Origin of the sequence: Flavihumibacter petaseus NBRC 106054 (assembly GCF_000974785.1) — a bacterium.
Taxonomy (GTDB): Bacteria; Bacteroidota; Bacteroidia; order Chitinophagales; family Chitinophagaceae; genus Flavihumibacter; species Flavihumibacter petaseus.
In genome coordinates this window covers 436920-463916 of the sequence record NZ_BBWV01000001.1, presented here as the reverse complement: position 1 = coordinate 463916, position 26997 = coordinate 436920, and the positions used below count along the sequence as shown (strand labels likewise).

Below are 26997 nucleotides of genomic sequence, written 5' to 3'. Positions count from 1 at the left end.
AGATATTTGTTACTATTCCCTTTTGATGTCTGAGCTGAGGTCTCCGAGAAATATTCGATTTTCATTCCCCGCTTCTGTAAAGAGAATCGCTGTTCGGGAACTACCATCGAGTTCTACCATTCTTGGCGATTCGTCGGCAAGAATTCGGGTAAGCTGCTTTTTTTCTGCAAATATTGCTGCTTTTCCTTTTAACAGGAGTAATGATCCGAGATTTGATTTAATCAATTCTACAAATGCCTTGTCGGATTGTGACACTGAATTAAGATCCAATAAAGTCAGTTTATTGTCTTTCAACAGTGCGGCAATTGCTGAGTGATCAGTATTTAATGTCTTGTCAATTGCTGCAATACCGGCGATGATATCGCTTTTCTTAAAGTAAATCACGTAGTTGCCATTCTTTACGATAAAGTCGTCGGCACCCTTTTTCTGGGTCAGTTTAATGGTTTGTCCGAAAGAAGAGACTGCCAGCAGTGTGGCTGCAATAGCTGTAAATAGTCGTAGCATGTGTAAATTTTTCAGGGCCTTATCAGATATCTATAATAATCGGATTGTTGTTCTGAAGGCAATGCTTCGCCTCCTCACCAACAGGCAGCAGGACGCCGCCCGGATAGAATAAGGTAGTGATGCATGCGATTCCGGGCGTAATAATAGTGCTTTCCGGGTATTGCTGCAAGAATGTGAGGGGTAAATTAAGGCTGAAATGGAGGTCGGCTATAGCCCCAGTTGTTTTTTCACTTTTGCCGGTAGTTTATCCGCTACCAGTTGGTGGGATTGCTGAAGAAATTTTTTCCAGTCGGTATTTTTTATCCTGGCTATATCATCTATCCAGACCCATTTGTATTTGGCCACATAGGGTGCCGGCTTGAATCCCGGCCAGGTACACATTTCTTCAAATTCTTCATCCTTCACCTTAAAGGAAGCTGACGTGGGGGACTGGTTCAGCCCCACGACGCAGAACATTTTTCCGCCCACAGAGAATACCAGGTCATGCTCCCATTTAATGTCTTCTGTAACGCCGGGCAGGTCATTGCAAATGCGCTGAATTACTTCAATTGTCATTGTTGATCCAGGATGATTGTCCCAATAATAGGGTTTTAATTTGTATTTACCCTTTCTGCTTCCTCTCCGGCACTGTTACCGCTTTTGCGGGAGGTGATCTTCTGGCCTTTGGCGAACCGGTAGGAGAAGCTCAGCACCGCTACACGGGTGTCGCGTTTCAGCTCGAAGTATTCGTGCGCATGTTCGAAGCTGGTATTTCCGGCCATCCGTTGGGTATAGAAGATATCGCGGAAAGCAAGCTTCAGGGAGCCTTTTCCCTTCATGATCTGGCGGCCAACGCCAAGGGACAGCTGCCCGGTGGGATCAAGCACCTCGGTGATATCATTCTGATTTTTGGTAATATAATAGCCTGAAAGTTCAGCCGTCCAGTTCTTGTTGAACCGGAACTGGTTATTGATGCTCAGGTTCAGTTGCGTGATCTTCGCTTCCATCTCTTTCCAGACAAATCCCTCAAAACGCTTATGGTTCATCGTGGCATCCACCACCAGGTTCCAGCCTTTTACGGGGGTTGTGGTGAGCATCACCGACAGGCTGAGGTCCTGCATCTTCCCGATATTTCCTTCTGTATAAATGATCATTCCTTCCGCATCGGAATAGAAGAGTTGCGTGAAATAATTGTCAATATAGTGATAGCCAAGTGTGGTTGTCAGCAGTTCCTTGTACTGGTGCGAGGCCTCGATATTCCAGGTGTATTGCGGCAGGATATAGGGATTACCGGTTTGGTAGGTGTATTTGTTCAGGATGATGGTAAAAGGATTGAGTTTCTGGAATGCGGGACGGTCAATGCGGCGGCCGGCATTGAGGGTGAAACTGTTGGCGGAATCGACCTGGTAGGTGACACTAAGGTTCGGGAACAGGCTGGTGTAATTGCGGGTGAAAACCGAATCTTTCCCTGAGGCATTGCCCAGCTGGTTGCCGTCATACGCGGTATGTTCCATGCGGAGGCCTGCCTCTGTTTTCCACTTGCCTGTGGCATAATTGCCAGTGCCATAAACCGCATAGATGTTCTCGTCGTAGAGGAAATGGTTACTCCGGTTGAGGTCATCTACCCAGTTCGGATCATCCCAATATTGAAATACAGCGAGGTTGTCGGTGCTGGTTCCGGAAGTCTTTATGCCGGCAGCCCATTGCAGGTCGGCATTGACCTGGTGCACATAGTCGGCCTTCACTGCGAAGATCCTGATCGTGGAGGGCAGGGTGCCCCGAAACTTTTCGACATAGCCGTCGGGGCCTTCCTTGGTATTGCTGAAAGCCTGGTCGTTACTGATATCATAATAGAGCCAGTCTGCATCGGCCGTCAGGGTTTTGCGTTTGTTGAACCGGTGGGAGAAGTTCAGGTTCAGGTTGCCGTTCTTCATCCCCGTTTCGATCTGGCTGCTGGTATAGATGGAAGAGTCGATATGCCGGTTTTCATCCATCCAGATGGCGGGACCGCTGCCGGGGCGGTTGCGGTTCATCAGGGTTCCCGATGCCGCGAAACCGATACTGGTATTTTCGCTGATGTTGTAGTCCATCCCGGCGCGCAGGTTCTGGTTGGTGCCTTTAACAGCGATCCAGGTGGGCTGCTCGAGGTAGGAAGCGGGTTTACTGGCTGTGGGAAAATAGGTGCGGAAGGCATAGAGGTCGACGTAGCCTTCATAATAATTGATGGAATAGTTGGCGAAGAAATTGATCTTCCCGGTGCGGTGGTTGAAGCCGATATTATCGTTTGTTTTGGGATAACGGCCCTGGGTGTACGATAACGACAGGTTGGCGTTGGTACCTTTCTGCTTCAGTTTTTTCGTACGGATATTGATCACCCCGGCATTGCCCGCAGCATCCATGCTGGCAGGCGGATGATCCATCAGTTCGATCGACTCCACGGTGGAACTGCTCATGCCCTCGAGGAGGTTGGCGAGATCCGCGCCGCTCACGTAGGTCTGTTTACCATCGATCAGTACCAGCACCTGCGGCCTCCCGCGCAGGCTGATATTGCCGTCGCGGTCCACCTGCACGCCCGGCGTTCTTTCCAGCACTTCGAGCATATTGCTGCCGCTCTGGTTGATGCTGCCGTCTATCGATACGATCGTCTTTCCGTTCACATTTTTAATCATGGGGCGATTGCCCGTAACGGTTACATTGTCGAGTGTGGTGCCATTGGGTTTCAGCTGGAGGCGGATGCCTTTGCCAATTGAAGTTCGGTCGAGTTTTACGACGGTGCTCTCGTAATTCTGCCGGGAGGCACGAAGCAGGAATTGTCCCGTTGCCGGGATGCTGAGCAGTGCCCTCCCGGAGCTGTCTGCCACGTGGGCCGCCAGAACGGAGCTATCAGGTCGCAGCAACTCCACGGTACTGAAGGGCAGGGGTTCCTGCACGGGGTTCTGTACCCGTACGGTCACGGGTTCCTGGGCCCTGGCTGAGAGGGTGAGGATAAGGGTGGTGAATATTGTACAGAACAGCTGGTAAGGTCGTGTCATAAGTTGGAACCAATAAGAAAGGGACAAGATAACTATCCTGTCCCTTCCCTTATAACCGATTTTGTTCAGCGGTCAATATCGCTGTTGGGCAACCGCAGCCCGACTAGTATTTCGCGGGTTCGCCTGCTTTGGGCAGGGCGGCTCTAATAAATTCCCTGATATGTTCATTGCTGCTGATCAGGTCTTCCTTGCGGAGGTACATCATGTGACCGCTGCGGTAGCCTTCCCAGCGCATCCGGTTTTTAAGACGGCCTGAGGGGTCCATCTGGTACATATTGTATTTCGCATTAAAATAATCGCAGGCGCCATCATAGTAGCCGGATTGCACCATCAGGTGGAGGTACGGGTTCATGGCCATTGCCTGGCGGAGGTTTTCGGCGGTATGATCGCCGTTACGGTCCCACGGATGCACGGGGCCGAACATGTAATATTTCAGGTCGGTCTTCCATTTCAGTTCTTCACGGAGATACATGTTGATCGGCGGGGTGAAGGAGTGCAGCCAGGAGGTCAGCTCGGCATTGTAGTCGGGACTTTCACCGGCATTGGCTTTATCGATACCCAGGTAGCGGGAGTCGAGGCGGCCTACAGTGAAGCCTTTTTCGCGCATGAGTTCTTTCCAGAAAAGATTGGGGGAAATGTCAAGGTTATTCTGGAGGATCACTGCTTCTGAAAGTCCGCTGTAACGGGCCATTTTGGCCGCGATAGTTTTGCGGTCGGCATCAGGCAGGAGACTGCCTTTGTTCAGGGCTGGAACCAGTTCGTTAAGGGTGAAATTCTCTACTTCCGGCAGCATGGCCGTGAGGTCTTTCTGTTGCAGGTCGGCCGGCAGTTTTTTATGGAACCAGGCAGTTGCTGAGAAATAGGGCAGGCGGAGGGCGGCGTCGGTAGCGGAACCTCTTTCTATACCCAGTTCAGTGGGGCTTACCAGGATGACACCGTTGAGGTACATCCATTGTGCCTGCTGCAGTTCGAGGGCGAGACCGGACACGCGGGTGGTACCATAGCTTTCACCGATCAGGAATTTCGGGGAGGCCCAGCGGTTGGTGCGGGAAACGAAACTGTTGATCCATTCCGCCAGGTATTTGATATCGGCGGTTACGCCGAAGAATTTGCTTTTCGGGGTTTCCTTGTTGACGATGCGGCTGAAGCCGGTGTTAACGGGGTCAACGTAAACGATGTCGGCTACGTCGAGGATAGAATAGGGGTTGTCTTTGTAGCCATAAGGTTGTACCGGATAGCCTTCATCGTCTATTTTGAGGAGTTTGGGACCTGTATAGGCCAGGTGCATCCAGACAGAAGCCGTTCCGGGACCGCCATTGAAGGAGATGACGAGGGGCCGGGCATCGCGGTCTTTTACATCGCTGCGTTCGTAATAGGTGTAGAAGAGGCCCGCGATGGTCTTGCCTTCTTCGTCCCACACGGGCAGTGTGCCGGCTGTCGCTTTATAGGGCACTTTTTGTCCCTTGATGGTCACTTCATGGTCGGTAGTGATCTGGGTGTCGGGGTTGAAGGGGATATCGGTGCCGGAGCTGGTGGCGGCAGACTTTTCTGCTTTGGCCGGAACAGCGGGTGGCACGTTTTTCGGTTGTGCGTGGAGGAGGATGGGGGCGATCAGGCCCAGTGCGAGAATGGGGAGAAGTTTCATGCCGTCAAATGTAAAGGAATGTTTAGAAGTTTGGGGGTTTGGGAGTTTAGTAGTTGCATGGGTGATGAAGGGACATTGTTGCATTTGGATATTGGATAAGGGTTTACCCTGGTAAGGTAGTATTTGGTAAAAGACGCGCAATCGTTTGTTGCTTGCAGATCGCGTCTATTTTCTATCTTGACTGAATAATCTGATGGTAGCATGAAGTTTAGTTCAGGAACATTTTTAGCCACGTTAATGGTGTTGAGTTTGTTTGCGACAGGGCAGGAAAAAAGCAATGTTATAGAGGTTCCCTTTGCGGGCAATTCCTGGGCCGCGCAGCCGGCGGGATGGGAGACATGGTTCCGGACGAGCCGGGCGGGTAATGTGGTGGTTTATATCAAGGGGGATGGTAAAGGCGGAAAGTGGACCTTCAGCCTGAATGATGAGAAAAAGTCGGTAATGCTTCCTGCAGGGGATACTGGTTTTGTGAAGGTGGGCGAATGGCAGCTTGCAGATTCCGGCTATCATGCCCTCTTTGCCGGGGCTTTGCAGACAAGATCGGTATATGCCTATGGCCGCGCCAATTCGAAAGAACATAAAAAGCCGGATGCGAAGCAAACAGGTAAACAGGGTGAAGGGCAAGATGAAGAAGATGAAGAAGCAGCTGCTGCAGCCAAACTTTCAGAAAGTGGCATTAAAGCCTATCGCCTGGAAGGCGATGCGTTATCAGGAGAGAATAATTATGTAAAGAACAATGAAGGCAACTATTTCTATTGGGGCCGCCGCGGACCGTCTGTTCACCTCAATTATATGCTACCAAAGGATTTTGCGGCAGAATGGTTCTACAATGAAGTAACTGTTCCGGAAGGTGAGGATCAGGTCGGTTCCTATTTTATGGCGAATGGTTTTGGCGAAGGCTATTTCGGGATGCAGGTAAATTCTCCCACGGAAAGAAGGGTGTTGTTTTCCGTTTGGAGTCCGTTTCATACCGATGATCCTAAACTGATCCCAGACAGCCAGAAGATCAGGATGCTGGGTAAAGGGAAGGACGTGTATACCGGTGAGTTTGGGAATGAAGGCTCCGGTGGACAAAGTTTTCTGCGCTTTCCCTGGAAAGCTGGCCGCACCTACGGTTTCTTGTTACGTGGTGTGCCCAATGGGAAAGGAATGACAACCTATACCGCATGGTTCCGCGATCCGGAAGCGGGTGGTGCTGCCGTTAATGACGGCTGGCGGATGATCGCGTCGTTCCAGCGGCCGGGAACGAACACCTGGTTGACACGCTTGCATTCTTTTCTCGAAAACTTTATACCAGAAACCGGAACGCTTTCACGCCAGGTCTTTTTCGGCAACCAGTGGGCGGCCGATGCCAGTGGCAAATGGGTGCAACTGACTTCCGCAAAATTCACGGCCGACAATACAGCGCGCATAGGCTACAGGAAAGACTACGCGGGTGGTTCAGACGGCAAACGTTTTTACCTGAAAAATGATGGCTTCTTTGACCACTTTACACCGATTGGATCGACGTTTCAGCGTGCTGCAGTTGGAAGTGCTCCGGCGATCAACCTGAAAAGTTTGCCCACGGGGAATTAGGGGCTTATGTAAAGACAGATGCCTTGTCGAAATGGGGGCTGTTTTTTGAAACCGGGCATTTAGTAAAACCCAGTGAAATGAGCCACCAGATTACGTTTCAGAAACATACGCGTTTCTAAGTGGATATTGTAGGTTGGAAAATAGGGCCTTGTAACGGCTGATACATAAACGTATTATTCACATACGGCTATCAAATGCAGGCCAGTGGCTCATTTCACTCGGTTTTACAAATTGATCAATTTTGTAAAATGACACTCCCACTCAACAGAAGAAATCCACCTGAATGAAAATCAGGAGGTTTTGGGGCTGGGTTTGGTTCTTATCTTTTGCCGGTTCCTTGCTGATTCAATAGGTGATCGGCTGCAAGAATGATAAAGAGATAGTCGGTTGTGCCACCACCCAGCACATATTCCGCCTGTTGCCAGAAATAAGGCCAGTGCATCAGCTCCGGAAAATCCGGGCGGATCAACGCTGTGCCCGAAACAATTCCACCCGGAATATAGGACCAGTCCGCACGGTTGAAGCCGTAGCCGGTCGTCATTGAGTTGGCACCCACACCAGACACAAAGGAGGCCCGGTTGGAACCGGGGTGACAACCCAGTACGAAGTTGATCGCTGCGAGCATATCATCAGCAGGAACAATTTTAGGGAAAGCCTCGTGCAGGAAGTACTGCCGGAAACCGAAGTTCTGGATGCCCCAACCGGCCCCCCAGATATTGGGTTCGTAGGGAACACCATAGGGCGTTTTTTTACCTGCCGCCTGGATCCCGGCATACAGGGTCTTTACTGCATCCTCCAGTGTTTTCGTGTAGGCGGCGTCATTGATCAACGGTATAGTTCTTCCCACCTGCCAGATATAACGGTCTGCCTTAGCCGCGATCTCCTGTACATGTGCTCTCAGAAAATCACTGTATGTTTTTTCGCCGGTGGAAATCAGCAATTCTGCAGCCAGTGCCGCCCGGTCGAGCGGATTTTTTTCTTTCGTAATGCTCCAGATTTGTTGGGCGATATTAAGGCATTGTGATGCGAGTGTGTCGTTGTAGCCTTTCATTACACGGGAAGCGGCAGCCAGCGCTGCAGCGGCCTCGAGTTCGCGATGCGGATTGTTCTCCGTGAATACCCAGCGGTCATCCATGGAATTCGGCAGGCCGACAGGTGGTGTGGCAGGTAAAATTTTGTGATCGGGATAAACCTTGTTGTCTGTCAGATTGATGGGGTCGCCCAGCATCACATACTGCCGCAAAGTCGGTTCTATTATTCCGCGATAGAACCTGCCAAGGTTCTGGTAGCCGCCGACAATACTCAAAAGGCCATGTTCAATCTGCTGCAGGAGATCATTCTTGCCATCCGGCTGCTGGATTTCCACTACAAGGTTCTTCTGATCTATGGTGGTATTGTCTGTCTGCGGATGGAATGCTTCATACGCCAGGGTCAGTCCCCAGACAGTTTCCGCCTGCGATTCGACGCGCAGGTCATAGTCGCCGGCATCGTGCCAGGCACCACGGTTCAGTCCCGGTACCGGATCACCAGGCTGAAAACGCGTCATCGTTTCATGTCCCTGGATATACCCGTCAAAGTGATTAGAATCGACCGGTGCCATCAGCGCATCATCGAGGTGACAGGCGCCATGCCAAACGCGGTACTTGTCATTCACGCGGATATGGCACATCTGTACCGGCAGGAAATATTCGAGCGTCGGCTGCCACACATTATTCTGGTATACTTTGTTATCAATCTTAAATGGTTCACTGCGATGGCTGCCATACTGAATGAAATACATTCCTGGCTGCTGAATACTGCTGAAATCAAATTTCAGGTAATGATACCGCAGGAAATCGCCCCACTCTGTACCTGCTTTTTGCAGGACAGTTTGTGAAGCACCATCGGGATTGATGCGTTTCAGTTGTATAGCGGGACGGGCCTTGTCATTTTTGTCAAGTTCCACTACCGCGAATTTTGGTTGCGCGGGATGATATCCCACCTGCGATACCTGCACCACGGGCGATGATTTCCATCTCTCCACATTGTTCGGCGTCACCAGCCATTCGATCGCATTGGTGGTTGCACCCTTCGGTACAAGCGAGCGCACGATATACCAGCCGTTGGTATGCAGCGAACGGCCATCGATCAGTTGCAGTCCATCGCCTTTCCTGTTTTCAATCACCAGTTTTTGCATGGGGTCATCCGGAACCACCACCAGTTTATGGCCGGATGCCATGGGCGCCGCCTGCCATTTGCCCTCATTGTCTTTCACCATCTGGCTGTAGGATTGTGCAGGGAAGATGCCGGACTGCTGATCCATATACCAGCTCTTGCCAAAGAGTACCCCGGGAAAGAGTTCGATATTGAACCCTACTTTGCCAATCCAGTCTTCGGGCAGCGGTTTTTCCAGGTCCACGATGATCCGGAAAGAATTGCCTTCAGGTTTTACTTTGATCGTATAGGCAAAATGCAGATCCGGATAGATGATCGGGTTGAAGCCCTTGCGGTCGATGGAGCTGTCTGGATATTCCATGCGCACGCTGACAGTACCGGTGGCGGCGTCGATCACGCGTTTTCCTACTTTCGGGATGGGTGACCATTGTCCGGGTGTCGGCTCCAGGCGGAGATCACCATTGGTGGCAACGCGTTGTCCCATCTGGATGATGCCCACACCGCCCTGGTGTCCTTCCGGGTAGAAGTCATGTGCGAGCATTACGTTAACGGCCCCGTTTTCGAGGTATTCCTTGTCGTTGAGGAAGAAGCCTGCAGGGCGTTTCTTCTGGGCGGTTCCCGCCAGATGCAGCAGCATCAGCAGAAATGTCAGGCAAACAATTTTTCGCATGCCGGAAAGTTACTTCGTGCGCGCCTGCGGCGTTCGCGCAATGCTGATACTTTTCCCGCAATTGCTGATACTTTTCCTGCCTGCGGTCAAGCTTTGGCAGGTGTTTCACACGGAGATTTTTCACGCAATGGCGCGCTTCGCGCCACGCAAAGGAGCAAAGCCGCAAAGAAAAAGGTGGAGCGGTGGTTATGACACCCGGCCCATCAGGGGATCAGTTTGTCCGGATTTGCCGGTTTCTACTTTGCCGGCAAAGCGCTGGTAGGTGGTGGTGTTGCCGTTGACGGCAATCGTCAGGTCATACCAGGAGAAACTTTTTGCAAGGTTTATTACGATACTGGTGCGGGCGCCTTTTTTGCCGGCAGCATCGAGGGTTACTGATTTTTTCGGTTGGTGATAGCTGTTATCAGTGAGATCCACTTTAAGGGATTTATTGCTGCGGTTGAGCAGTACAACCTGCAGGTTGCCGGTAAGTTGGGAAGGTTTGCCTGCCACGCGTTCGGGATCAACCAGGATTTCCAGGGCCGGGGCATCGGTTTCGCCGGCGAACTCGCGGAAGAAACCATTGGGGCCGTAAACGCGGAGGTGGTAATGGTTGTTCGCGAAGGCGCTGAGCGGCCAGGCGTCTTCCAGGGTGTCACCGGCTTTCACGGTATAGTCCCAGGTGCGGACGTTTTGACCAGCGTAGGTGCCGGGGGCATAGACCTGGAAGGGTGCACCGGCGGCGTGATCACCGAATACGGTGTTGGCAGCAGTGAAGGCGATACGGAACTGTTTGCGGTCCTCGGTGAGGCCGCCGTTTACTTTCAGTTCGTATGGGAGCGCGGACGCGGGACGCGTGCCTTTTTCCTGCTGCGGCATGAAGGCAGCGGGGGGTGCGGAAAAAGAGGCCTTACTTACCTGCTCAATTTCTGCCGGCGTTAATTGATAGTAGTTGTCCGGCACCTTTTTGAATTGTGCCTGGTGGATGCTTTCGAGAAAATGATCGCGGTCCAGGGATTGGGGGGTAGGGATGGCCTCACCGTTCCACGTACGGAAGGTGGAAGTAAGGTCACCGCAAATGGCGCGGCGCCAAGCGGTAATATTTTCTTCCGTGATCTTTTTGCGGAATTTCTTTTCCAGGAATTTCTCCAGGAATTGCAGTGAGGAGGTATGGTCAAATACTTCTGAATTGACATAGCCACCGCGGCTCCAGGGGGAGGCGATCACCATCGGTACACGGTATCCGAGTCCGATGGGGCTGATGCGGGCAGGATCTGTTTTGGATTGTTGTGCGGCGGTCGCAACGTATTCCAGGGCAGTATCGATACCTGCAGATGCTTTTCCGGTGGATGGATCATTGGGACGGGGCACGGCGAAAGGTGGCACGTGATCGAAGTAACCGTCATTCTCATCGTACGTAAGGATGAAGATGGTCTTCTTCCAGACTTCCGGATTCTTCGTCAGGATATCCATTACTTCACTGATATACCAGGCGCCATACCAGGCGGCGGAAGGGTGGTCGGAGAAATTCTCCGGCGCTACCAGCCACGATACCGTGGGCAGTTTGCCTTTGTTCACATCTTCCCGGAACTGGTGCAGCACATCGCCTTTCGGCATTTTCATTTCACGATCCTGCGTGCCGTCATTGTATTTCAGTACATCAAGCTGGCGGAAGGCGGGATCACCAGTATTGGTGGTGAATGCTTTTTCATGGATGGCTTTTGCAAAGGACGGAAGGGCGTTGTATTTTTCCAGGGTATATTCCTGTTGTTCTTTGGCATTACGGTTGATTGACTGCTCAAGCCAGGTTATTTCATTTTTCAACTTGCTGACCTTCTCTGCAGACTCACCGGCGGGCAGGGCAGCGAGTTCTGATTGCCGTTTGCTGAGGACGGCCTGTAGTTTCTGTGCGGCTTTGGGGAGGTTGGCAATGTACCGTGGGTGCAGTTTGATATGGTAGTGGCTGAGGTATTCCAGCGGGTTATCGCCAAAGTTTCCGAGCCAGGGATCTTCTTCGCCTTCGAAACCGGTATCTGCAGTGATCTCATTCTGGTAAACCTTCCAGGAAACACCTTCCTTTTCGAGGCGCTCGGGGTAGGTGGTCCAGCTGGCCATAGTATCGAGGTCAGCGTCTTCGTTCCAGACGCAGGCGATGGCGTTGGGATCGTGCTTGCCGCGGATGGTACCGGTCCAGAAATACAGGCGGTTGGGTGTAGTGCCGGTGAGTGAGGAACAGAAATTCTGATCGCACACAGTAAAGGCATCGGCGAGTGCGTAGTAGAAGGGGATATCGGCCCGGGTATGGTATCCAAGGGTAAGGGGCATGCGCCGGTAGGCTTCGTGACCGGAAGGTTTGGCTTCGAGCCAGCGGTCATAACGGCCATCGTTGCGCGCATCTACCTGGTTGGCCCAGGAATGCGGCAGGGAGCTCATCCAGGTTGCTTTGGTATTTTTTATATCCAGGTGAAAGGGTGCGTAAGTATTGCCTTGCGGATCGGCCTGCAACCAAACGGGCCGGTCACCAGGCAGGCGGACGGCGCGGGGATCATTAAAACCACGCACGCCCTGCAGGCTGCCATAAGTGTGATCGAAGGAACGGTTCTCCTGCATCAGAAATACGATATGTTCCGCATCCTGCCAGGAAGAACCAGGGGCAGGGTCGATGGCCATTGCTTTCTGGATAGATTCGGGCAGGATCTGCAACAGCCCGGATGCGCCACCCATTACTGTTGCTTTTTTGAGAAAGGATCTTCTGGTTTCCATGGGGTAAATTTAGGGGCATGTGGTACTTGCTCCATGCTTTTTTATTAAATTAAAAGGATGGTAATACAGAACCTTCGAAAAGTTCTGTTGTATGACAAAAAAACCGCCTATGCAATTACGTTATGTTATCCTGATCGGAATCCTGATCTCCGGCACCCGTGCGGTTGCGCAGACACCTGCGGCTGCCGGTACCACGCAGACCCTGCAAATTTCCAACCTGGATAAGAAAAAAGGAAAGGTCTACATTGCCTGGTATATTTCGCAGGATGGCTTTCTTACAAGGGAGAAGGCGGTACTGCACAAAATTGTGCCGGTTGATAAGCAGGACAGTATCACGGTAACTTTTGACGGGGTAAAGGACGGTACCTATGCAGTGAGTATTTTTCTCGACCAGAACGATAATGGCAAGCTGGATACCAACGGCCTTGGAATCCCGAAGGAGGATTACGGGTTCTCCAACAACGTATTGCCTATGACCAGGGCGGCCACTTTCGAGGAGTCGAAATTTGATGTAAAGGGGAAGGACGGCAGCCGTTCGATACGGTTGAAATGAAAGGAAAAATGGTTATTTTGTAACCATGACCCCCTCCAGCCAACGCTACCATGCCATAGATATTCTCCGCGGGCTCGTCATGATCATCATGGCGCTTGACCATACCCGTGATTTTTTTCATGTGACAGCACTTACCGCCGATCCGCTTGATCCGGCAACCACTACGGTGCCGCTTTATTTTACACGGTGGATCACGCATTTCTGTGCACCTATTTTTGTGTTCCTGTCCGGACTCTCGGCAGCGATCGCTTCCCGCAAACGAACACCTGCAGAAGCTGGTGCCTTCCTGCTGAAAAGGGGTTTCTGGCTGGTGCTGGTGGAACTGGTGATCATTACACTCGGCATTACGTTTAATCCCTTCTACAATTTTGTAATCCTGCAAGTGATCTGGGCGATAGGCTGGAGCATGATCATCCTGGGATTGCTGGTGCGTTTTGCGCCGAAACTGATCCTTCCGGTTGGCCTGCTGTTGTTCCTGGGCCATAATATCCTGGACTTTGTCACCCTTCCTTCAGAAGGGTCCGTTTCAGTACTGATGCGCATATTGCTGACAGCTTCGGGCACGGTGCTGCCTTTGAACCAGACGCATTTTATCGGCGTGTTCTATGCCATTTTACCGTGGACGGGCATCATGTTGCTGGGTTATTGCCTCGCAGGACTGTATTCACCAGATTATGATCCTGCAAAACGCCGCCGCTGGCTATACCGTGCGGGGGCGATCGTAATTGCAGCTTTTGTAATAATACGGGGCATCAATGTGTACGGTGATCCATCCCGCTGGCAATCTTTTCCGCATGCCTACCAGTCATTCCTGTCCTTTCTCAACACTACCAAGTATCCGCCCAGCCTGTTGTACCACTGTATGACAATCGGACCGGGGCTGGTATTATTAGCTTTCTTTGAGCAACACCAGAATGCGTTTACGCGGTTTGGGGAAGTGTATGGCAAAGTGCCATTCTTCTACTATGTGATTCATTTTTATCTTATTCATGTTATTACCGTCATCTGCTTTTTCGCTACGGGACATGATGCCAGCCAGATTGCGGATCCGAATTCACCGTTTCTTTTCCGGCCGATCCAATATGGATTTTCTTTGCCGGTAGTGTACCTGGTATGGATGTTCATCGTATTGTCATTGTATTATCCCTGCCGCTGGTTTGGGGAATATAAAAGAAACCACCAGGGTTACTGGTGGTTATCTTACCTCTGAAAACTACCGGCTTATGCCAGTAAAGATTTAATTCAGCTGATCCCACGCTTTTTTGAATAATGACTTCGTGGAGTCGGCAGCATCTGCGTCGATGTACCAGCCATACATGCCTTTGAATGCGCTGCCTTTGATGTAGTCAGCTTTCTGTTCGATCAATGGCAATCCGTTATAATAAATTCCCTTTGACGAGTTGATGTATTCTTTCTCCGCTGCGGAAGGATCCAGGCCCAGTATGTAACTGAACGGCGTGTAATCATAGGAACCCCAGGAGGCGTTGTTGCCGCTGGCGTCCAGTTCATTGTAGCGCAGGCCGAATACGGGGAAACCAATTACAAGTTTCTCCGGTGCCAGGTGAAAATTCTTCCAGATATCGGCGGCTGCCTTCATGTATTCCAGGGAAGAAGGCTGGCCGGTCGGGGCACCAGGTCCAACATGCAGCCCATCCTCATAGGCGCGGACGTTCACCCAGTCAGCAGCAGAAAGGTTGGGGTATTCCCAGTGTTGCCAGCCTGGGGTAGCCGTTACCGTAACAATTGAACCTTCGGGCATGGCGGCTTTCAGTTCGGAGATAAAGGGCGCTATGGCGGCGAGATTGGCGCTATAGTAAGGTGATCCGTTGAAGTCTGTCATCATGATGTCGACGCCATCCATTCTTGTAGCGGTGATGTAGCTCGCAATCTGTGTAACGAGCCCTGCTCTTTTGCCGGCATCGCGGATAGCGGCACCCATATCATCGCTTTCATAAAGGGCCCAGCCATCAACAGGAGTTAACCTGCCAAAGAGATTGAGCAATACGGGAACGCCGGCAGTATGGCCACGGGCCACCAGTTCATCGGCTTTCTGGTTGATATTGCCGCGGGTAATATCGAGCGATCCATCGGATTTTACCTGCCCGAATTGCACGGCGAGATGGGAGATATGGTTCCATTGTACACTCGCTACGGTTCCGTTCTCGCTGAGATAGCCCAAAATAACTTTGTCGTATGTTTTTGGTGTGTATGAAGAAGGCTTGACGATCACCTGTGAACGACGTACGGAACGGAGCCCGTTGAGTTCTGCTTCCAGCAATACGTTGAACACTCCGCCGGTGGTGGGAACGAAGTTGAAGAGCGTGTCATGTGACATGACTTCTTCGTTCACGAACCAGGTAATGTTGACCTGGCCGGCGGGAGAATATTTCAGGTTATTGTAAACTGCTGTATCGCCTTCATCAATCACGACGGAAGTGGGAAACTGGTCGCCCATATAAAAGATGCGGGGATAGTCGCCATCCTCCCAGGTGGGATTTTCGGCAAGGTCTTTTTTGCAGGCCTGCAGGAGGCAGCAGCAACAGATCAATGTTGCCAGGGTGTGCAGGAGCGGATGCTTTTGAAACATCATAAGTCAGTTGTGTTTTGGTTAGTGTTATTCTTTGTCCCACCACATGCGCACTTCCCAGTCGTCCACGCCGCCGGGTAGTCTGCCGATGGCGGCTTCCACGTTAGCGGCATTCAGTGTTTTTTCCGTCAGCGGGTATTCGAGGCGACGGGGCATTTCAGGTGAATCTGAATAGCCGTCTGTGCGGTAACCGGAAGGCAGTACCGGGAAGCCGGTACGGCGAACGCTTGCAAAGGCTTCGGGCCCGTTGAGGAAATAGTTGATCCAGAGTTGTGTGCCGATCAGTTGCAGTTCTTTACCGGGCTGCAGGGAATTGTCTGCAATGAACTGGTCGATGGCAGCGGGAGAAATCACCGGTGCATTTTTGTACAGCACGAGTTGCTGGCAGGCGGCGCGTATGCCGTTCACGTAATGTTCTTCTGCTGTAGCACCCAATGACAGGCTGAGGCGGATGGTGGCATCTGCGAGCAATAATTCTGTTTCTGCATAAGTTATGTGGAGGAAGGGTGCATCGTTTTCCATCATGTAGGCGGCGAGCTGCAGTTTCTGTTCGTTGTTGCCCACCTGGATCATTCCGGCGGCAGGGTGGTTAATAGTGATGGTATTCATCCAGTCTTCCCAGATGAAAGCTTTCGGACCTACACCAACACTTCCGATTTGTGCGCGTACCTGTTCGGTGATATCCAGGCGGTTCTCAAAAGTGGCACCCGGCATATTGTCCCAGTAGTTTTTGGCAAAAATGTCGAGGCGGGGATCATTGGTATTTTTGAGCTGGTTGATCAGCGAGCTGTGCAGGCGGTAGCCATTATTAACGGGGGATCCGGTCTGACGGATGGCGGAGGACAAGCCGTTGCCGGTATAATTCGCATAGGTGTTGAAGTTATTGTCGTGGCGGGTTACACAGATGTCGGCATTGGAAGTCATGAGGCCATCGTTGTAGGCTTTCATTACCTGCGCTTTTGCAAATTCGGGATCCTGTCTGGCAACACGAAGGGCGAGACGCAGGCGGAGCGATGACGTGAATTTTTTCCATTTGGCGATATCGCCTTTATAGAAGACGTCGTTGGTGACACGGTCCTGGCCGGTGGCGAACTGGTTCATGGCGGTATCGAGTTGGGCGAAGAAATCGTGGTAGATGTCTTCCTGCGTGTCGTATACCGGGGTGAGCACACCATTGGTGAAGGCGGTTGCGGCCTGGGAGTACGGGATGTCACCGTACAGGTCGGTCAGGCGTGCGAAAAGATATACGCGTACGACGCGGGCCATGGCATTGATGTTTTGTCCGCTGCCGGTGCGGCTGCGGTACACAGCATCTGTGATGTTTTTTACGTCAGCGCCGTAATTGCCCTGCCAGAGGTTGGCCATATAAGCCTGTTGCCGTTGGTAGAACTGGCCGTACTGGTTGGCCCATCCGCCTCCGAAATGCTGGGCGAGCGGCATGCAAAGAATGAGTCCGGTCACTTCCTGCGTACTCATGTCGCCGGAGAATCTTTGCTGCACAAAGGCGAGTTCAATTGCCGGATCCATATCGGCAGATTTTGTAGGATCTGTATTCATGTCTCCGAACTTGTTGCAGCTCTGTAGAGCGAGTGCGAACAGCAGGAGGGATAAAATCTTTTTCATGTTCATATTTTTCCGTTAGAACCTGATGTTGAGGTTGCCGCCCCAGCTTCTTCTGCCAGGCAGTGAGCCATATTCGAAACCCTGACCGTTACCGTTATTGTAGTTGGAGTCGGGATCAACATTGGGTACATTTTTATAAATGATGAAGGGGTTACGAGCTACGAACGAGATGCTGATCAGCTGTGCCCTGATCTTCCGGGAAATGTTGGTGGGGAGGGCATAGGTGAGGGTCAGTTCACGCATTTTCACATAACTCGCATCGTAGATGAAGGGAACGGCCACGCCGCGGTCATCACCATAAAACGAAGCGAAGAATACGTTAGGGTCAACCGGTTTGGTATTCTTCTCGTAAACCGGTTTTCCGTCTGCATCGACACCGGTCTGTACAACACCCTGTGGCACGTATCCCTGCATGTTTCCGGAAGCCTGCCACTCGGCTGGAGTCATGTTTGCGGCCTGGCGGTCTTCTTCAGATCTGATCCATTCCTTACGGCCGGCAAGGGTGGATTTTTCCTGCCCGCGGATCACGGCAAAAAGATTGGTCATGGAGAAGAGATCAGCGCCATATTTCACATCGATCACTGCAGTGAGTGAAAGGTTTTTGTACCTGAAGGTGTTGATCATACCGCCGGTCCAGTCCCAGGTGCCTTTACCCAGCACTTTACGGTCGCTGGTAGACAATGGAGTGAGATTTATGGGATCAAGGATTACCTGACCGTCCGGGGCACGCTGGTAGTCGTAACCGATGATACTGCCAAAGGGCATGCCGGGCTGGGCAATCACGGAGAGGCCAAGCCAGCGGGCTTCGGAGAGGGTCAGGTAGGTGACTTCCGGAGCCAGGCTCTGCACGATGTTTTTGTTGTGTGCAGCATTGAGTGACAGGTCCCAGCTGAAAGCTTTGCCAACGATAGGTTTGGTGTTCAGCAGCAGTTCAACCCCGCGGTTGGTAAGGTTGCCGGCGTTGAGGATATACTTGCCGTATCCTGAAGTTGTAGGGATATCGGAGAAGTTGATCTGGTCGCGGGAATCCTGCGTATAATAGGTGAATTCGAAGCCGATGCGGTTGTTGAAGAAGCCGACATCGAGGCCTGCTTCAAAACTGCGGGTACGGGTGGGTTTCAGCTGGCGGTTGGGCAGGGTCTGGTTGATGATGCCTCCTACAGTTACATCAGCAGGCTGGAACTGGTCGAGCCCGTAGAATAATCCCAGCTGGTAGGGGTCGGTGTCGTTGCCCACTTCGGCAGCAGATGCGCGCACTTTGGCGTGACTGATGGTTTTGCCTTTCAGATTCGGGAGGGCATCAGTAATTACGAAACTCATGCCTACTGATGGATACCAGTAAGTATTGAATTCGGGAGGGAGGGTGGATGTGGCGTCACGGCGCAGGGTCGCATCCAGGAAAAGGTAGTTTTTATAGGATGCGCTGATCATGCCATAAAAAGAATTGATCTGCTTTTCGTAAGGCGTTTCTACAACAGTCTGTTTTTTGAAACTGTTGAAGGAGATCGCGTCTGTGAGTTTCATATCCTCACCGCGGAAAGCGGTACTGGGGCTATTGATGTACAGGATGCTGCCGCCGACACTTGCACTGGCGTAGAAGGCGTTGTTGAGTTGTTTTTTGGCGGTCACGAGGAAGTCGGCAGTGGTGGTACTGAACTTTGACTTTCTGCCTTCCAGTACACCTGATTCTGCGCCGGGCGTTGTTCTCGGGCTGAACTTTTCATAATCAAGAAAGGTGAAGTCAGTATTGGCGCGGCCGAGCACGGACAACCAGGTGGTCGGGTTGTAAGTGAGCTGCAATGCGCCCATGATTCGGTCTTTGTCGGTCGTGTTCTTCATCCGGTTGATTACCCAGTAAGGATTCAGCCGGTATTGTCCGCCGCCCCATTCGATATAGTTGCCGAATTCATCCTGGTAGTGGGACTTGAAAGTTTCCTGGTCCATGTTGTTGCCCAGGCCCACGAAGTTGAAGCCGATGTTGGCAGCGTCATCAGCGAGGGCAGGCCGGTTGTTCACATGTTCCTTCATGTAGTTGGCACGAACGCTCAGGTTGATCTGTGGCGTGATATCGCTCGATCCCTGCAACATGAAATTCTGCCGGTTCATGTAGGTATTCGGAACGACATCATTATAGCGGAGATTGTTATACGAGAACCGGAAATTGCTTTTGTCTGAACCACCAGTCACGGCTATGTTGTTATTGAAGGAAGAGCCGGTTTGGAAGAAGTTTTCAATATTGTTGGGGACCAGTCCATAGGAAGATGTTCCACCGTAAAATGCCGGGATCTGCAGGTTGGGATCGAGGCGGGCGCCAAAATTGCTGAACAGGGTATTGCGCGACATGGCGACATCGCGGGGGATCGTGCCTGCTGTTCCCTGGCCATATTCATACTGGTAATCGTCGAAACGGGTGAGGAGTGTTTCAGCAGTTGCTGTTGAATTCACTTCAACACCGAGTGCCTTTTTGTTAACGCCTTTTTTCGTGGTGATCAGGATCACACCATGGCCGGCGCGACTACCGTACAGGGCGGAAGCGGCAGGGCCTTTCAGTACAGTGATCGTTTCGATATCGTCGGCATTGATGCCTGAGATCGCGTCACCCAGGTCCTGGCCGCTTGCATATTTGTCGTTGCCTGTCATGCCGTAATTGGAATTGTCCATCGGCACACCATCGACCACATATAGTGGCTGGTTGGAACCGGTGATGTCTGTACTGCCACGAATCACTACTTTGGAAGAACCCATGGGGCCGCCTGCAGTATTGTTCACAATAAGACCCGGGACGCGGCCGGCCAGTGAATTCACGACGTTGAGTTCTTTAGCTTTATCAATCTCCGAACCTTTTACTTCTCCGACGGAATATCCCAATGCTTTCTTTTCGCGCTTGATGCCCAGAGAAGTTACGACCACTTCATTGAGGTTCTGGGTGCCTGAACCCATCGTGATCGTCATCGGGCGATTCATATTGTGAACGATGAAACTTTTCTCTTCGAAGCTTACATGGGAAAAACCCAGTTCGTCCTGCGGGCTGGCGCCGATGGAGAAATTGCCTTTACTGTCTGTCGAAGTGGACTGATGCGACTGATGGTTTTCGACAGTTACATCGGGAATGGGGTGACCACCATTATCCCTGACAGTTCCTGTGATCACAGAAGATTTACCGCCACGGTTTTTCAGGCTGATACTGTTTTCATTTACCTTGAATTCCAGGTTGGCCTGGCTGCAGACTTTCTCCACAAGTTCGCGCAGGGAATATTTTCCGTTGGGTATACTGATCCTGCGATTCAGGTCGATGGTTGCTTCATCGTAAGAGAAACCGATCTTACTCAGTTGGGTAACGCGGGAGAGGACGTCGCGGAGCGGGGCCTGGTCGAAGCCGACAGTGTAGACCGGGCTGGTCTGGGCGCGGCCTGTAAGCGTGGTCAGCAGGAGCAGGAAAAGCAGGATCCTGCAAAGATGAGGGCGCGCACGGGTGTGCAAAATGAGTTTACTCATTTTCATAAGCGTTTTGGTTATGCAGTTGTTATTCTAGTTCACGAACAGCGTGAGCTGGTTGTTGCGGACGGTATATTGAATGTTATAGGTAAACTTTAGTGATTCGAGTATTTCGATCGGATGATCTACATCAAACCTTCCTGTAAAAGCAGTTTCTTTCTGTGTACCGGTGATGGTCACCCGGTAATTGAAATAGGTTTCCAGGGTCCTGGCAATTTCCGGAAGGCCGGCTTTGTTGAATTCAATTTTTTTGCGGGTCCAGTTGGACAGCTGCGCACTGTCAAAAGTGCTGACTACGATTGTGGTGGGGGAGCAACTGGCTTCTTCACCAGGTTTCAGATAGGTCAGCTGGTTGCCGTTGGCAATCTTCACTTTCCCTTCCAGCAGGGAAACCTGAATCTTTTCGGTCGTAGGATTCCGGTGGATGTAGAAGGCTGTTCCGATGGCAGTGGTTGCAATGCCGTTTGCGCTAACTGTCAGTGGTTTATCAGGATTCTTGGCAACGTGAAAAAATGCGGCGCCTTCGAGGGTTACCTGCCGGGTGGAAGCATTGTAGTCTGCAGGAATACTGATGGCGGCATCAGCATTCAGCAATACGCGGGTGCCATCCGGCAACATCACTTCCTTGCTGTTGTTTTCATGGTTGGAATAGTATGCCATGGCCGGGGCCTGCCGGTTGGCGGTAAACCACCATGCGCCTGCGACAACGAACAGGACTGCGGCTGCGGCAGCAATACGGAGCCAGGTGCGGTTATTTTTCCCGGCAGTGAGTTCGGGCTCGAGGTTTAGCAGATTCCGGAATTCTTCCATTGGTATGGGCGCATTGCGATCGCTGCTTGCCGGGGGACGCAGGGCAAAAAACAGCTCTTTGGCTTCCGCTACCGCTGCATCATTTTCCGGATGCTCATTGATCCAGGCTTTCCAATAGGCCACATCTTTCCCGTTGCTGTTCAGCAGGTAGTTGATAAAAGTTTCTTCTGCCAGCAGGTCTTCACTGCTGATTTGCTCTTTACGTTGCATGCGGGAAAGCTTAGGCGATCATTGAATGCCTCAAATATAGATTAACCGGCGTTCCCGGTTTTTACCGTCAATCGGGAAATTATTTCAGAAAAATTTTCTGGTATCCTTCAGTTGCCGGGTTCCGGCGGCCTGTTTGAGCTGTTTGATACTCTCGTGGATGCTATTGTAGACGGTCCTCACCGAGATGTCCAGCCGTTGAGCGATCTCCTCATAGGATTGCTCTTCCATGAAACGCAGGGTAAGGATCTGTCGCTGGCGGTCAGACAGTAGGTTCATCATTTGCTGCATGCGAACGCGAAGGGACTGAAAGTCCTGCAGTTCGATAAGCGTTTCTTCGCAGGACGCTTCATGGAGCGCGCCGGGAAGCAGGGTTGCGTCCAGCGGCACTATTTTAAGGGTGGATTTTCCCTGTTTGCGCTGCAGCAGCTTATTCCGGAAACAGGTCAGGATAAAGGCCTTTGGATGTTGAACATCAGGCAGGGAAAAGCGCTTATTCCAGAGGTCAACGATTGTCCGGTTGATATAGTCGCGGATGACTTCAGGATCATTGCAAAAACTCCATCCATAGCGGATCAGCTCTCCGTGATAGAGCTGATACAACTGGTACAGGGATTTTTCATTTCCCTGGCAGAAGTCTTTCCATAATTGAATCTCATCAGCGGGCAGCATTCTCTTGCAGTTGGAATGCTACTAAGATTGTAAAAAAAATCCGGATGCGGAAATTCAGGGGAATAACTGCCGGAAGGTGTACCATTGCGAGCTTCTGCCATTTGCACCGACAGTATCGACTGCAGGCCGCTGATTCACTTCTGTCAGAAACCTTCCTGCCGGTGACCATACTGTTTGCATCATTCCGAGGAAGCGGCCACTCATTTCCGGTGTGGATTGTGTACGGAATCTTTGCATGTCCCTGGCTTGTTCCACAGCAACAGCCGGACGGTTCCAGGTACAGGTGATCACAGGAAAGCCTTTCGCGGCAAAGTAGACGGCTGTTTTATCGGCGCGCTCATAGTGCCAGTCGCAGATCACGATATCTTTCGGGATCAGGTCGATAGCGGGCCATGTATAGTTGAAGCTGGCTTCCCATCCACCGATGCCGGTGGTGGTACCGTCGATGAGGCGATCGCCCCAGATCCAAAGTGTACGGTTTTTCAGGGCAAGGTGATCCCTGATCTTTTTCGCTTCCCCTGCGAAAAGAACTGCTTTATCTTTTCCCTTGCAACGGGGGCAACGGCTGTCACCGATATAAAATACTTCGTCCAGGCCGGCATGAAATGATTTTGCATGGAATGCATCGCATAGTTCATCCACGAGGTCATAAACTATTTTGTGAACGTCGGGATGAAGGGGACAGTAACTTTTGCAATAGAGGCTGTCGGCGTTGGGCCAGGCATATTTTTCGGGTATTTTAACCCACGGGGTTTCGTCGAACTGGGGATAGACAGCGAGCAATTTTCCGGTTCGTGACGCCCAGGACTGATGTCCGAGCAGGTTGATCTGGGGAATGATTTCCATACCCGAGGCTGCGGCAGTTTGGGCGATTCTGGTCACATCTGCCAAAGTGAGCGCACCAGTGTCGATCAGTTCGGGGTGGCTGCGGAAGGAGAAGTTGTATTCAACGCGGAGGATGAGGCGGTTGATCTTTCTGGGTGCCAGTTCCTGTTTCATGAATTGCAGGAATGCTTCCAGGTTGGCAGGACGCGGTGCTTCGATGGCGAAGGCGCGGATGGGATAAAGACTATCTGCACCAACCTGTGCCCGGCAAAGTGTTGCCGTTACCAGGGTTATGATCAGGGTGAACAGGTATTTTCTCATTTTTTAAAGTTAAGAGCCGGCGTCTGCATTGCATTGCAATATTTTGTGGTGAACATGAAAGATTTCAAACAAACTTTTTTGGTTACTGATATTTTCCTAATTTATTCAGTTATCTAACTGCTTATGTGCACCCGATTGATTTGCCTGCTGGTGGTTGCCAGCACGTTGCTTTTTATGCCAGCGCACTTGCGCGGACAGGCGGTTGTGCGGGATACTTCAGCAGTTGCCGCCACGGTCGGTGCGGTGAATAAGCTGTATACGGAATCTATCGGGCAATCCTCACATCTGTTCACGGGTACTGAATATTTGCGGCGAGCAACCAGGACCAATGGCAATGCCTATTATCTGGATCAGGAACTGCAACCGGGTACTTTATGGTATATGGGGGCACGTTATGAAAGCATTCCCATGATGCTGGACATTGAAAAAGATGAACTGGTCATACAGGATTTCCGGAAATCATTGCTGATTGCCCTGTTTGCGGAAGAAGTGGACAGTTTTTATCTCGACCAGCACCGTTTTGCTTTTCTGCCTCAATGGATCAGCGGCCTGTCATCAGGATATTTTGAATTGCCTCAGACCGGAGCCCTGAAGCTCTGGGTGAAACGTTCCAAATACTTTGAACAGTCAGCCAAAGCTGATGAAAATGCACTTCCCGGTTACCGATATGAGTCCCGTTATTTTATACAGTCTGTCAACGCCTTTAAAGAAATAAACACTGCGGATGACCTGATGGCTATAGTAGCTGACAGGCAGGAGGCTGTTAAAGAGTACCTGAAGCAAAACAAGCTCCGGTTCAGGAGGGACAAAGAGGCGGTACTTTCAGCTGCTGTTGCTTTTTATAATCAAATAAAAGCCGCGCTATGATTGTTCGCAAGCTTGTGTTGCTCGCAATGCTGGTTGCAGCCATCACCTCCCAGGTAAGCGGCCAGGATAATAAGCGGTTTACCGTTTCGTCCGGTGGCAAATCTTTCGCTGAATTCGTAAGGATCATCGAAGCGGAATCTGATTATCATTTTTATTTTGATCCCCAACAGGTGGATACCCTGGTGATCAGCAGTAATTTTTCACAGGCGACCCTGCAGGAAATGCTGGGAGCTATTTTCAGGGATAAGTCATTCTATTTTCTGGTGGACCGGGAAAATGCTGTCTTTATTACGTACCAGGTCAGGATAAATCCCGTGCATGGTGGTTTTTCCCCGGCAAAAGCAATAGAAGGAATAGCTACGGATGTTGGGGAGAAACTGAAGGTCGATGCGGAGAGCAAGATCTATGATATTGGTGTCAGGAACAGCAGATCCGGTTCAGGCAGGGCGACCGTTGCCGGTTATGTGCGCGATCAGCGTTCGGGGGATCCGATTGTGGGCGCTACTGTTGCAGTGGATAGCCCATCTGTAACCGTACATACCGATCAGTATGGTTATTACAACATCGTGTTGCCAAGGGGCAGGCAGGTGTTGCATATCAGCAGCGTGGGAATGACCGCTACTGCCAGGCAGATTCAGCTGAACAATGATGGCAAGCTTGATGTGGAGTTGCAGGAGTATGTCGCGAGTCTCAAGACAGTAATTGTATCTGCGGAGAAAAACTCCAATACACGGAATCTGCAGATGGGGACCAACCGCCTTTCCATCAAGGCAATCAGGCAGGTGCCGGTTGTGTTCGGAGAAGCCGATGTGCTGAAGGTCGTGTTGGCGCTTCCTGGTGTTACCTCCACCGGTGAAGCCTCGAATGGTTTCAATGTGCGTGGCGGATCAACTGATCAGAACCTGATACTGATGAGTGATGCGACTATTTATAATCCAAGTCATCTGTTTGGTTTCTTTTCAGTGTTTAATCCCGATGTGGTGAAAGGTGTTGAATTATACAAGGCAGCAATTCCTGAAAAGTATGGTGGTCGCTTGTCGAGCGTACTGGATATCGGGTTACAGGATGGTAATACGAAGAAGTGGTCCGGTCAGGCGGGTATCGGTCCCCTGACGAGCAAAATAAGTATCGGCGGACCGGTAAAAAAAGAAAAGTCGTCGCTGATGTTTGGTGCACGGGCCACCTATTCCAACTGGCTGATGCAATTTATACCGGAGAAGGAATACCAGAACAGCAAGGCTGGTTTTTACGATGCCAATATCCGATACAGTGCTACGATCAACGCTAAAAATGCACTTTATATTACCGGTTATTTCAGCCAGGACAATTTCAAATTCAACGGTGACACCACCTACCGCTATGGCAACAGGAACGCCAATTTCAAGTGGAAGCATAATTTCAACAACGCCCTCAACAATGTAGTGACGGTGGGGATAGATGATTACCTGTATTCCGTACAAAGCAATACGAACCCGGTGAATGATTTTAAGCTGTCATTTAATATCAGGCAATATTCGCTGCGGTCAGATGCCAGTTACTCCATCAATAACAAACATCAGCTGAGTTTTGGCATCAACGCAATAGTGTATCGTTTGCAACCCGGAAACCTGGAACCCAAAGGCGGAGAATCAATTGTGGCCAAAAACGAAGTGGCTACTGAACAGGCGCTGGAGACGGCAATATATTTTGGCGATAATTTTACCGTGTCTGACCGGTTTTCTGTTACTGCAGGTATCCGCTACAGCATTTTCAACAAATTCGGACCGGCTTCGGTGAACCAGTATGTTCCTGGACTTCCCCGTGACACTTCTACTATTACAGGAGTGAAGGACTATTCCTCCGGCAGTATTGTCCAGACCTGGCAGGCGCCGGAGATCCGGGTGGGTATGCGGTATGCGCTGGGCAGTAACACTTCGGTGAAGCTCAGCTTTAATACCATGCAGCAGTATATACATATGTTGTCCAATACTGTTTCAGTAGCGCCAACCGATATCTGGAAACTGAGTGATACCTATATCCGGCCACAACAGGGGGCACAGTTGTCGCTGGGCCTGTACAGGAATTTTAAAGACGGCGCAATCGAGACTTCCGTTGAGGGATACTACAAACGGATGCGGCATTTCCTCGATTATAAAAGCGGAGCACATTTGTTGATGAATCATCATATTGAGACTGATGTTATCAACACAAAAGGCAAGGCGTACGGCGTTGAGCTGCTCGTGAAGAAGAATAGCGGCAAGCTAAACGGCTGGTTCAGTTACACCTATTCCAGGACCTTCCTGCAGCAGGACGATTCACTGGCGGGTGAAAGGATAAATCGTGGTAAATATTATCCCGCCAGTTTTGATAAGCCCCATAATTTAAACCTGATCGGTAACTACCGTTTTTCACACCGGTTCAGTCTTTCGATGAATGTGGTATACACAACAGGGCGGCCGATCACCCTTCCAATAGCAATTTTCAATATGGGTGGCACGCAGGCGCTTTTGTATTCTGAGCGGAACCAGTATCGTATTCCCGACTATTTCCGTGTGGATCTTTCAGCCACATTGGATGGAAATCATAAAGTAAAACAGAAAACACACAACAGCTGGTCGTTTGGTGTTTACAATATGCTTGCCCGTCAGAATCCTTATTCCGTTTATTTTGTGAATGAGGGCGGAAAAATCAAGGGATACCAGTTGTCAATATTTGGTACGGCAATTCCATTCGTCACCTATAATATTAAATTCTGAA

General features: G+C 50.9%; 17 protein-coding genes. 5 read left to right on the top strand and 12 right to left on the bottom strand.

Going from position 1 to position 26997, the window contains the following annotated elements:
* Positions 1–12: 12 nt before the first annotated feature.
* From FPE01S_RS01935 to FPE01S_RS01920, 4 genes are all read right to left on the bottom strand, one after another.
* A complete protein-coding gene (locus FPE01S_RS01935; RefSeq protein WP_046367241.1) occupies positions 13–504 on the bottom strand; it encodes a hypothetical protein in 492 nt (163 codons plus the stop codon).
* Positions 505–711: 207 nt separating this feature from the next.
* Positions 712–1059 (bottom strand): MmcQ/YjbR family DNA-binding protein, encoded by a 348-nt coding sequence (locus FPE01S_RS01930; protein WP_046367240.1) that lies wholly within the window; start codon positions 1057–1059, stop codon positions 712–714.
* Between the two features lie 35 nt (positions 1060–1094).
* Positions 1095–3515, bottom strand: a complete 2421-nt coding sequence (locus tag FPE01S_RS01925; protein ID WP_046367239.1) for an outer membrane beta-barrel protein — start codon at positions 3513–3515, stop codon at positions 1095–1097.
* Positions 3516–3618: 103 nt separating this feature from the next.
* Entirely contained in the window at positions 3619–5160 is a 1542-nt protein-coding gene (locus FPE01S_RS01920; RefSeq protein WP_046367238.1) for a S10 family peptidase, read from the bottom strand.
* A gap of 201 nt (positions 5161–5361) precedes the next feature.
* Between FPE01S_RS01920 and FPE01S_RS01915 the strand changes: the two genes are divergently transcribed.
* Positions 5362–6735 carry a DUF3472 domain-containing protein gene (locus FPE01S_RS01915; RefSeq protein ID WP_245623923.1) on the top strand — a complete coding sequence of 458 codons (1374 nt, stop codon included), beginning with the start codon at positions 5362–5364 and terminating at the stop codon, positions 6733–6735.
* A gap of 319 nt (positions 6736–7054) precedes the next feature.
* Here the strand turns inward: FPE01S_RS01915 and FPE01S_RS01910 are convergent, their stop codons facing one another.
* Together FPE01S_RS01910 and FPE01S_RS01900 are read right to left on the bottom strand one after the other, a co-directional pair.
* Positions 7055–9559: a glycoside hydrolase family 9 protein gene (locus FPE01S_RS01910; protein ID WP_052955444.1), complete on the bottom strand. Its 2505-nt coding sequence runs from the start codon at positions 9557–9559 to the stop codon at positions 7055–7057.
* 186 nt (positions 9560–9745) lie between these two features.
* Positions 9746–12301 (bottom strand): phosphocholine-specific phospholipase C, encoded by a 2556-nt coding sequence (locus tag FPE01S_RS01900; protein ID WP_046367236.1) that lies wholly within the window; start codon positions 12299–12301, stop codon positions 9746–9748.
* Positions 12302–12410: 109 nt separating this feature from the next.
* On the opposite strand from FPE01S_RS01900, the gene FPE01S_RS01895 reads away from it, so the two are divergent.
* Together FPE01S_RS01895 and FPE01S_RS01890 are read left to right on the top strand one after the other, a co-directional pair.
* On the top strand, positions 12411–12854 hold the full coding sequence (locus FPE01S_RS01895) for a DUF2141 domain-containing protein (RefSeq protein WP_157473859.1): 444 nt from the start codon (positions 12411–12413) through the stop codon (positions 12852–12854).
* 25 nt (positions 12855–12879) lie between these two features.
* The gene (locus FPE01S_RS01890; RefSeq protein ID WP_046367235.1) at positions 12880–14064 is read left to right on the top strand and encodes an acetyltransferase domain-containing protein; all 1185 of its coding nucleotides are present in this window, start codon (positions 12880–12882) and stop codon (positions 14062–14064) included.
* Positions 14065–14091: 27 nt separating this feature from the next.
* Here the strand turns inward: FPE01S_RS01890 and FPE01S_RS01885 are convergent, their stop codons facing one another.
* The 6 genes from FPE01S_RS01885 to FPE01S_RS01860 all read right to left on the bottom strand — a co-directional run bounded on the left by FPE01S_RS01885 (position 14092) and on the right by FPE01S_RS01860 (position 23394).
* Positions 14092–15444: a glycosyl hydrolase family 18 protein gene (locus FPE01S_RS01885; RefSeq protein WP_046367234.1), complete on the bottom strand. Its 1353-nt coding sequence runs from the start codon at positions 15442–15444 to the stop codon at positions 14092–14094.
* Between the two features lie 24 nt (positions 15445–15468).
* On the bottom strand, positions 15469–17064 hold the full coding sequence (locus tag FPE01S_RS01880; RefSeq protein WP_046367233.1) for a SusD/RagB family nutrient-binding outer membrane lipoprotein: 1596 nt from the start codon (positions 17062–17064) through the stop codon (positions 15469–15471).
* Between the two features lie 15 nt (positions 17065–17079).
* Positions 17080–20559: a SusC/RagA family TonB-linked outer membrane protein gene (locus FPE01S_RS01875; protein ID WP_169749118.1), complete on the bottom strand. Its 3480-nt coding sequence runs from the start codon at positions 20557–20559 to the stop codon at positions 17080–17082.
* Between the two features lie 33 nt (positions 20560–20592).
* On the bottom strand, positions 20593–21579 hold the full coding sequence (locus FPE01S_RS24550) for a FecR family protein (RefSeq protein ID WP_052955441.1): 987 nt from the start codon (positions 21577–21579) through the stop codon (positions 20593–20595).
* Positions 21580–21663: 84 nt separating this feature from the next.
* Positions 21664–22248 (bottom strand): RNA polymerase sigma factor, encoded by a 585-nt coding sequence (locus FPE01S_RS01865; RefSeq protein WP_046367232.1) that lies wholly within the window; start codon positions 22246–22248, stop codon positions 21664–21666.
* Positions 22249–22302: 54 nt separating this feature from the next.
* Positions 22303–23394: a family 20 glycosylhydrolase gene (locus FPE01S_RS01860; RefSeq protein WP_046367231.1), complete on the bottom strand. Its 1092-nt coding sequence runs from the start codon at positions 23392–23394 to the stop codon at positions 22303–22305.
* A 123-nt stretch (positions 23395–23517) separates the two neighbouring features.
* Here FPE01S_RS01860 and FPE01S_RS01855 point away from each other — a divergent pair, with 123 nt between their 5' ends.
* Together FPE01S_RS01855 and FPE01S_RS01850 are read left to right on the top strand one after the other, a co-directional pair.
* On the top strand, positions 23518–24261 hold the full coding sequence (locus tag FPE01S_RS01855) for a hypothetical protein (RefSeq protein WP_046367230.1): 744 nt from the start codon (positions 23518–23520) through the stop codon (positions 24259–24261).
* Positions 24258–26996: a TonB-dependent receptor gene (locus FPE01S_RS01850; RefSeq protein ID WP_052955440.1), complete on the top strand. Its 2739-nt coding sequence runs from the start codon at positions 24258–24260 to the stop codon at positions 26994–26996. Before FPE01S_RS01855 ends, FPE01S_RS01850 begins: the two co-directional genes overlap by 4 nt.
* Position 26997 lies beyond the last annotated feature (1 nt).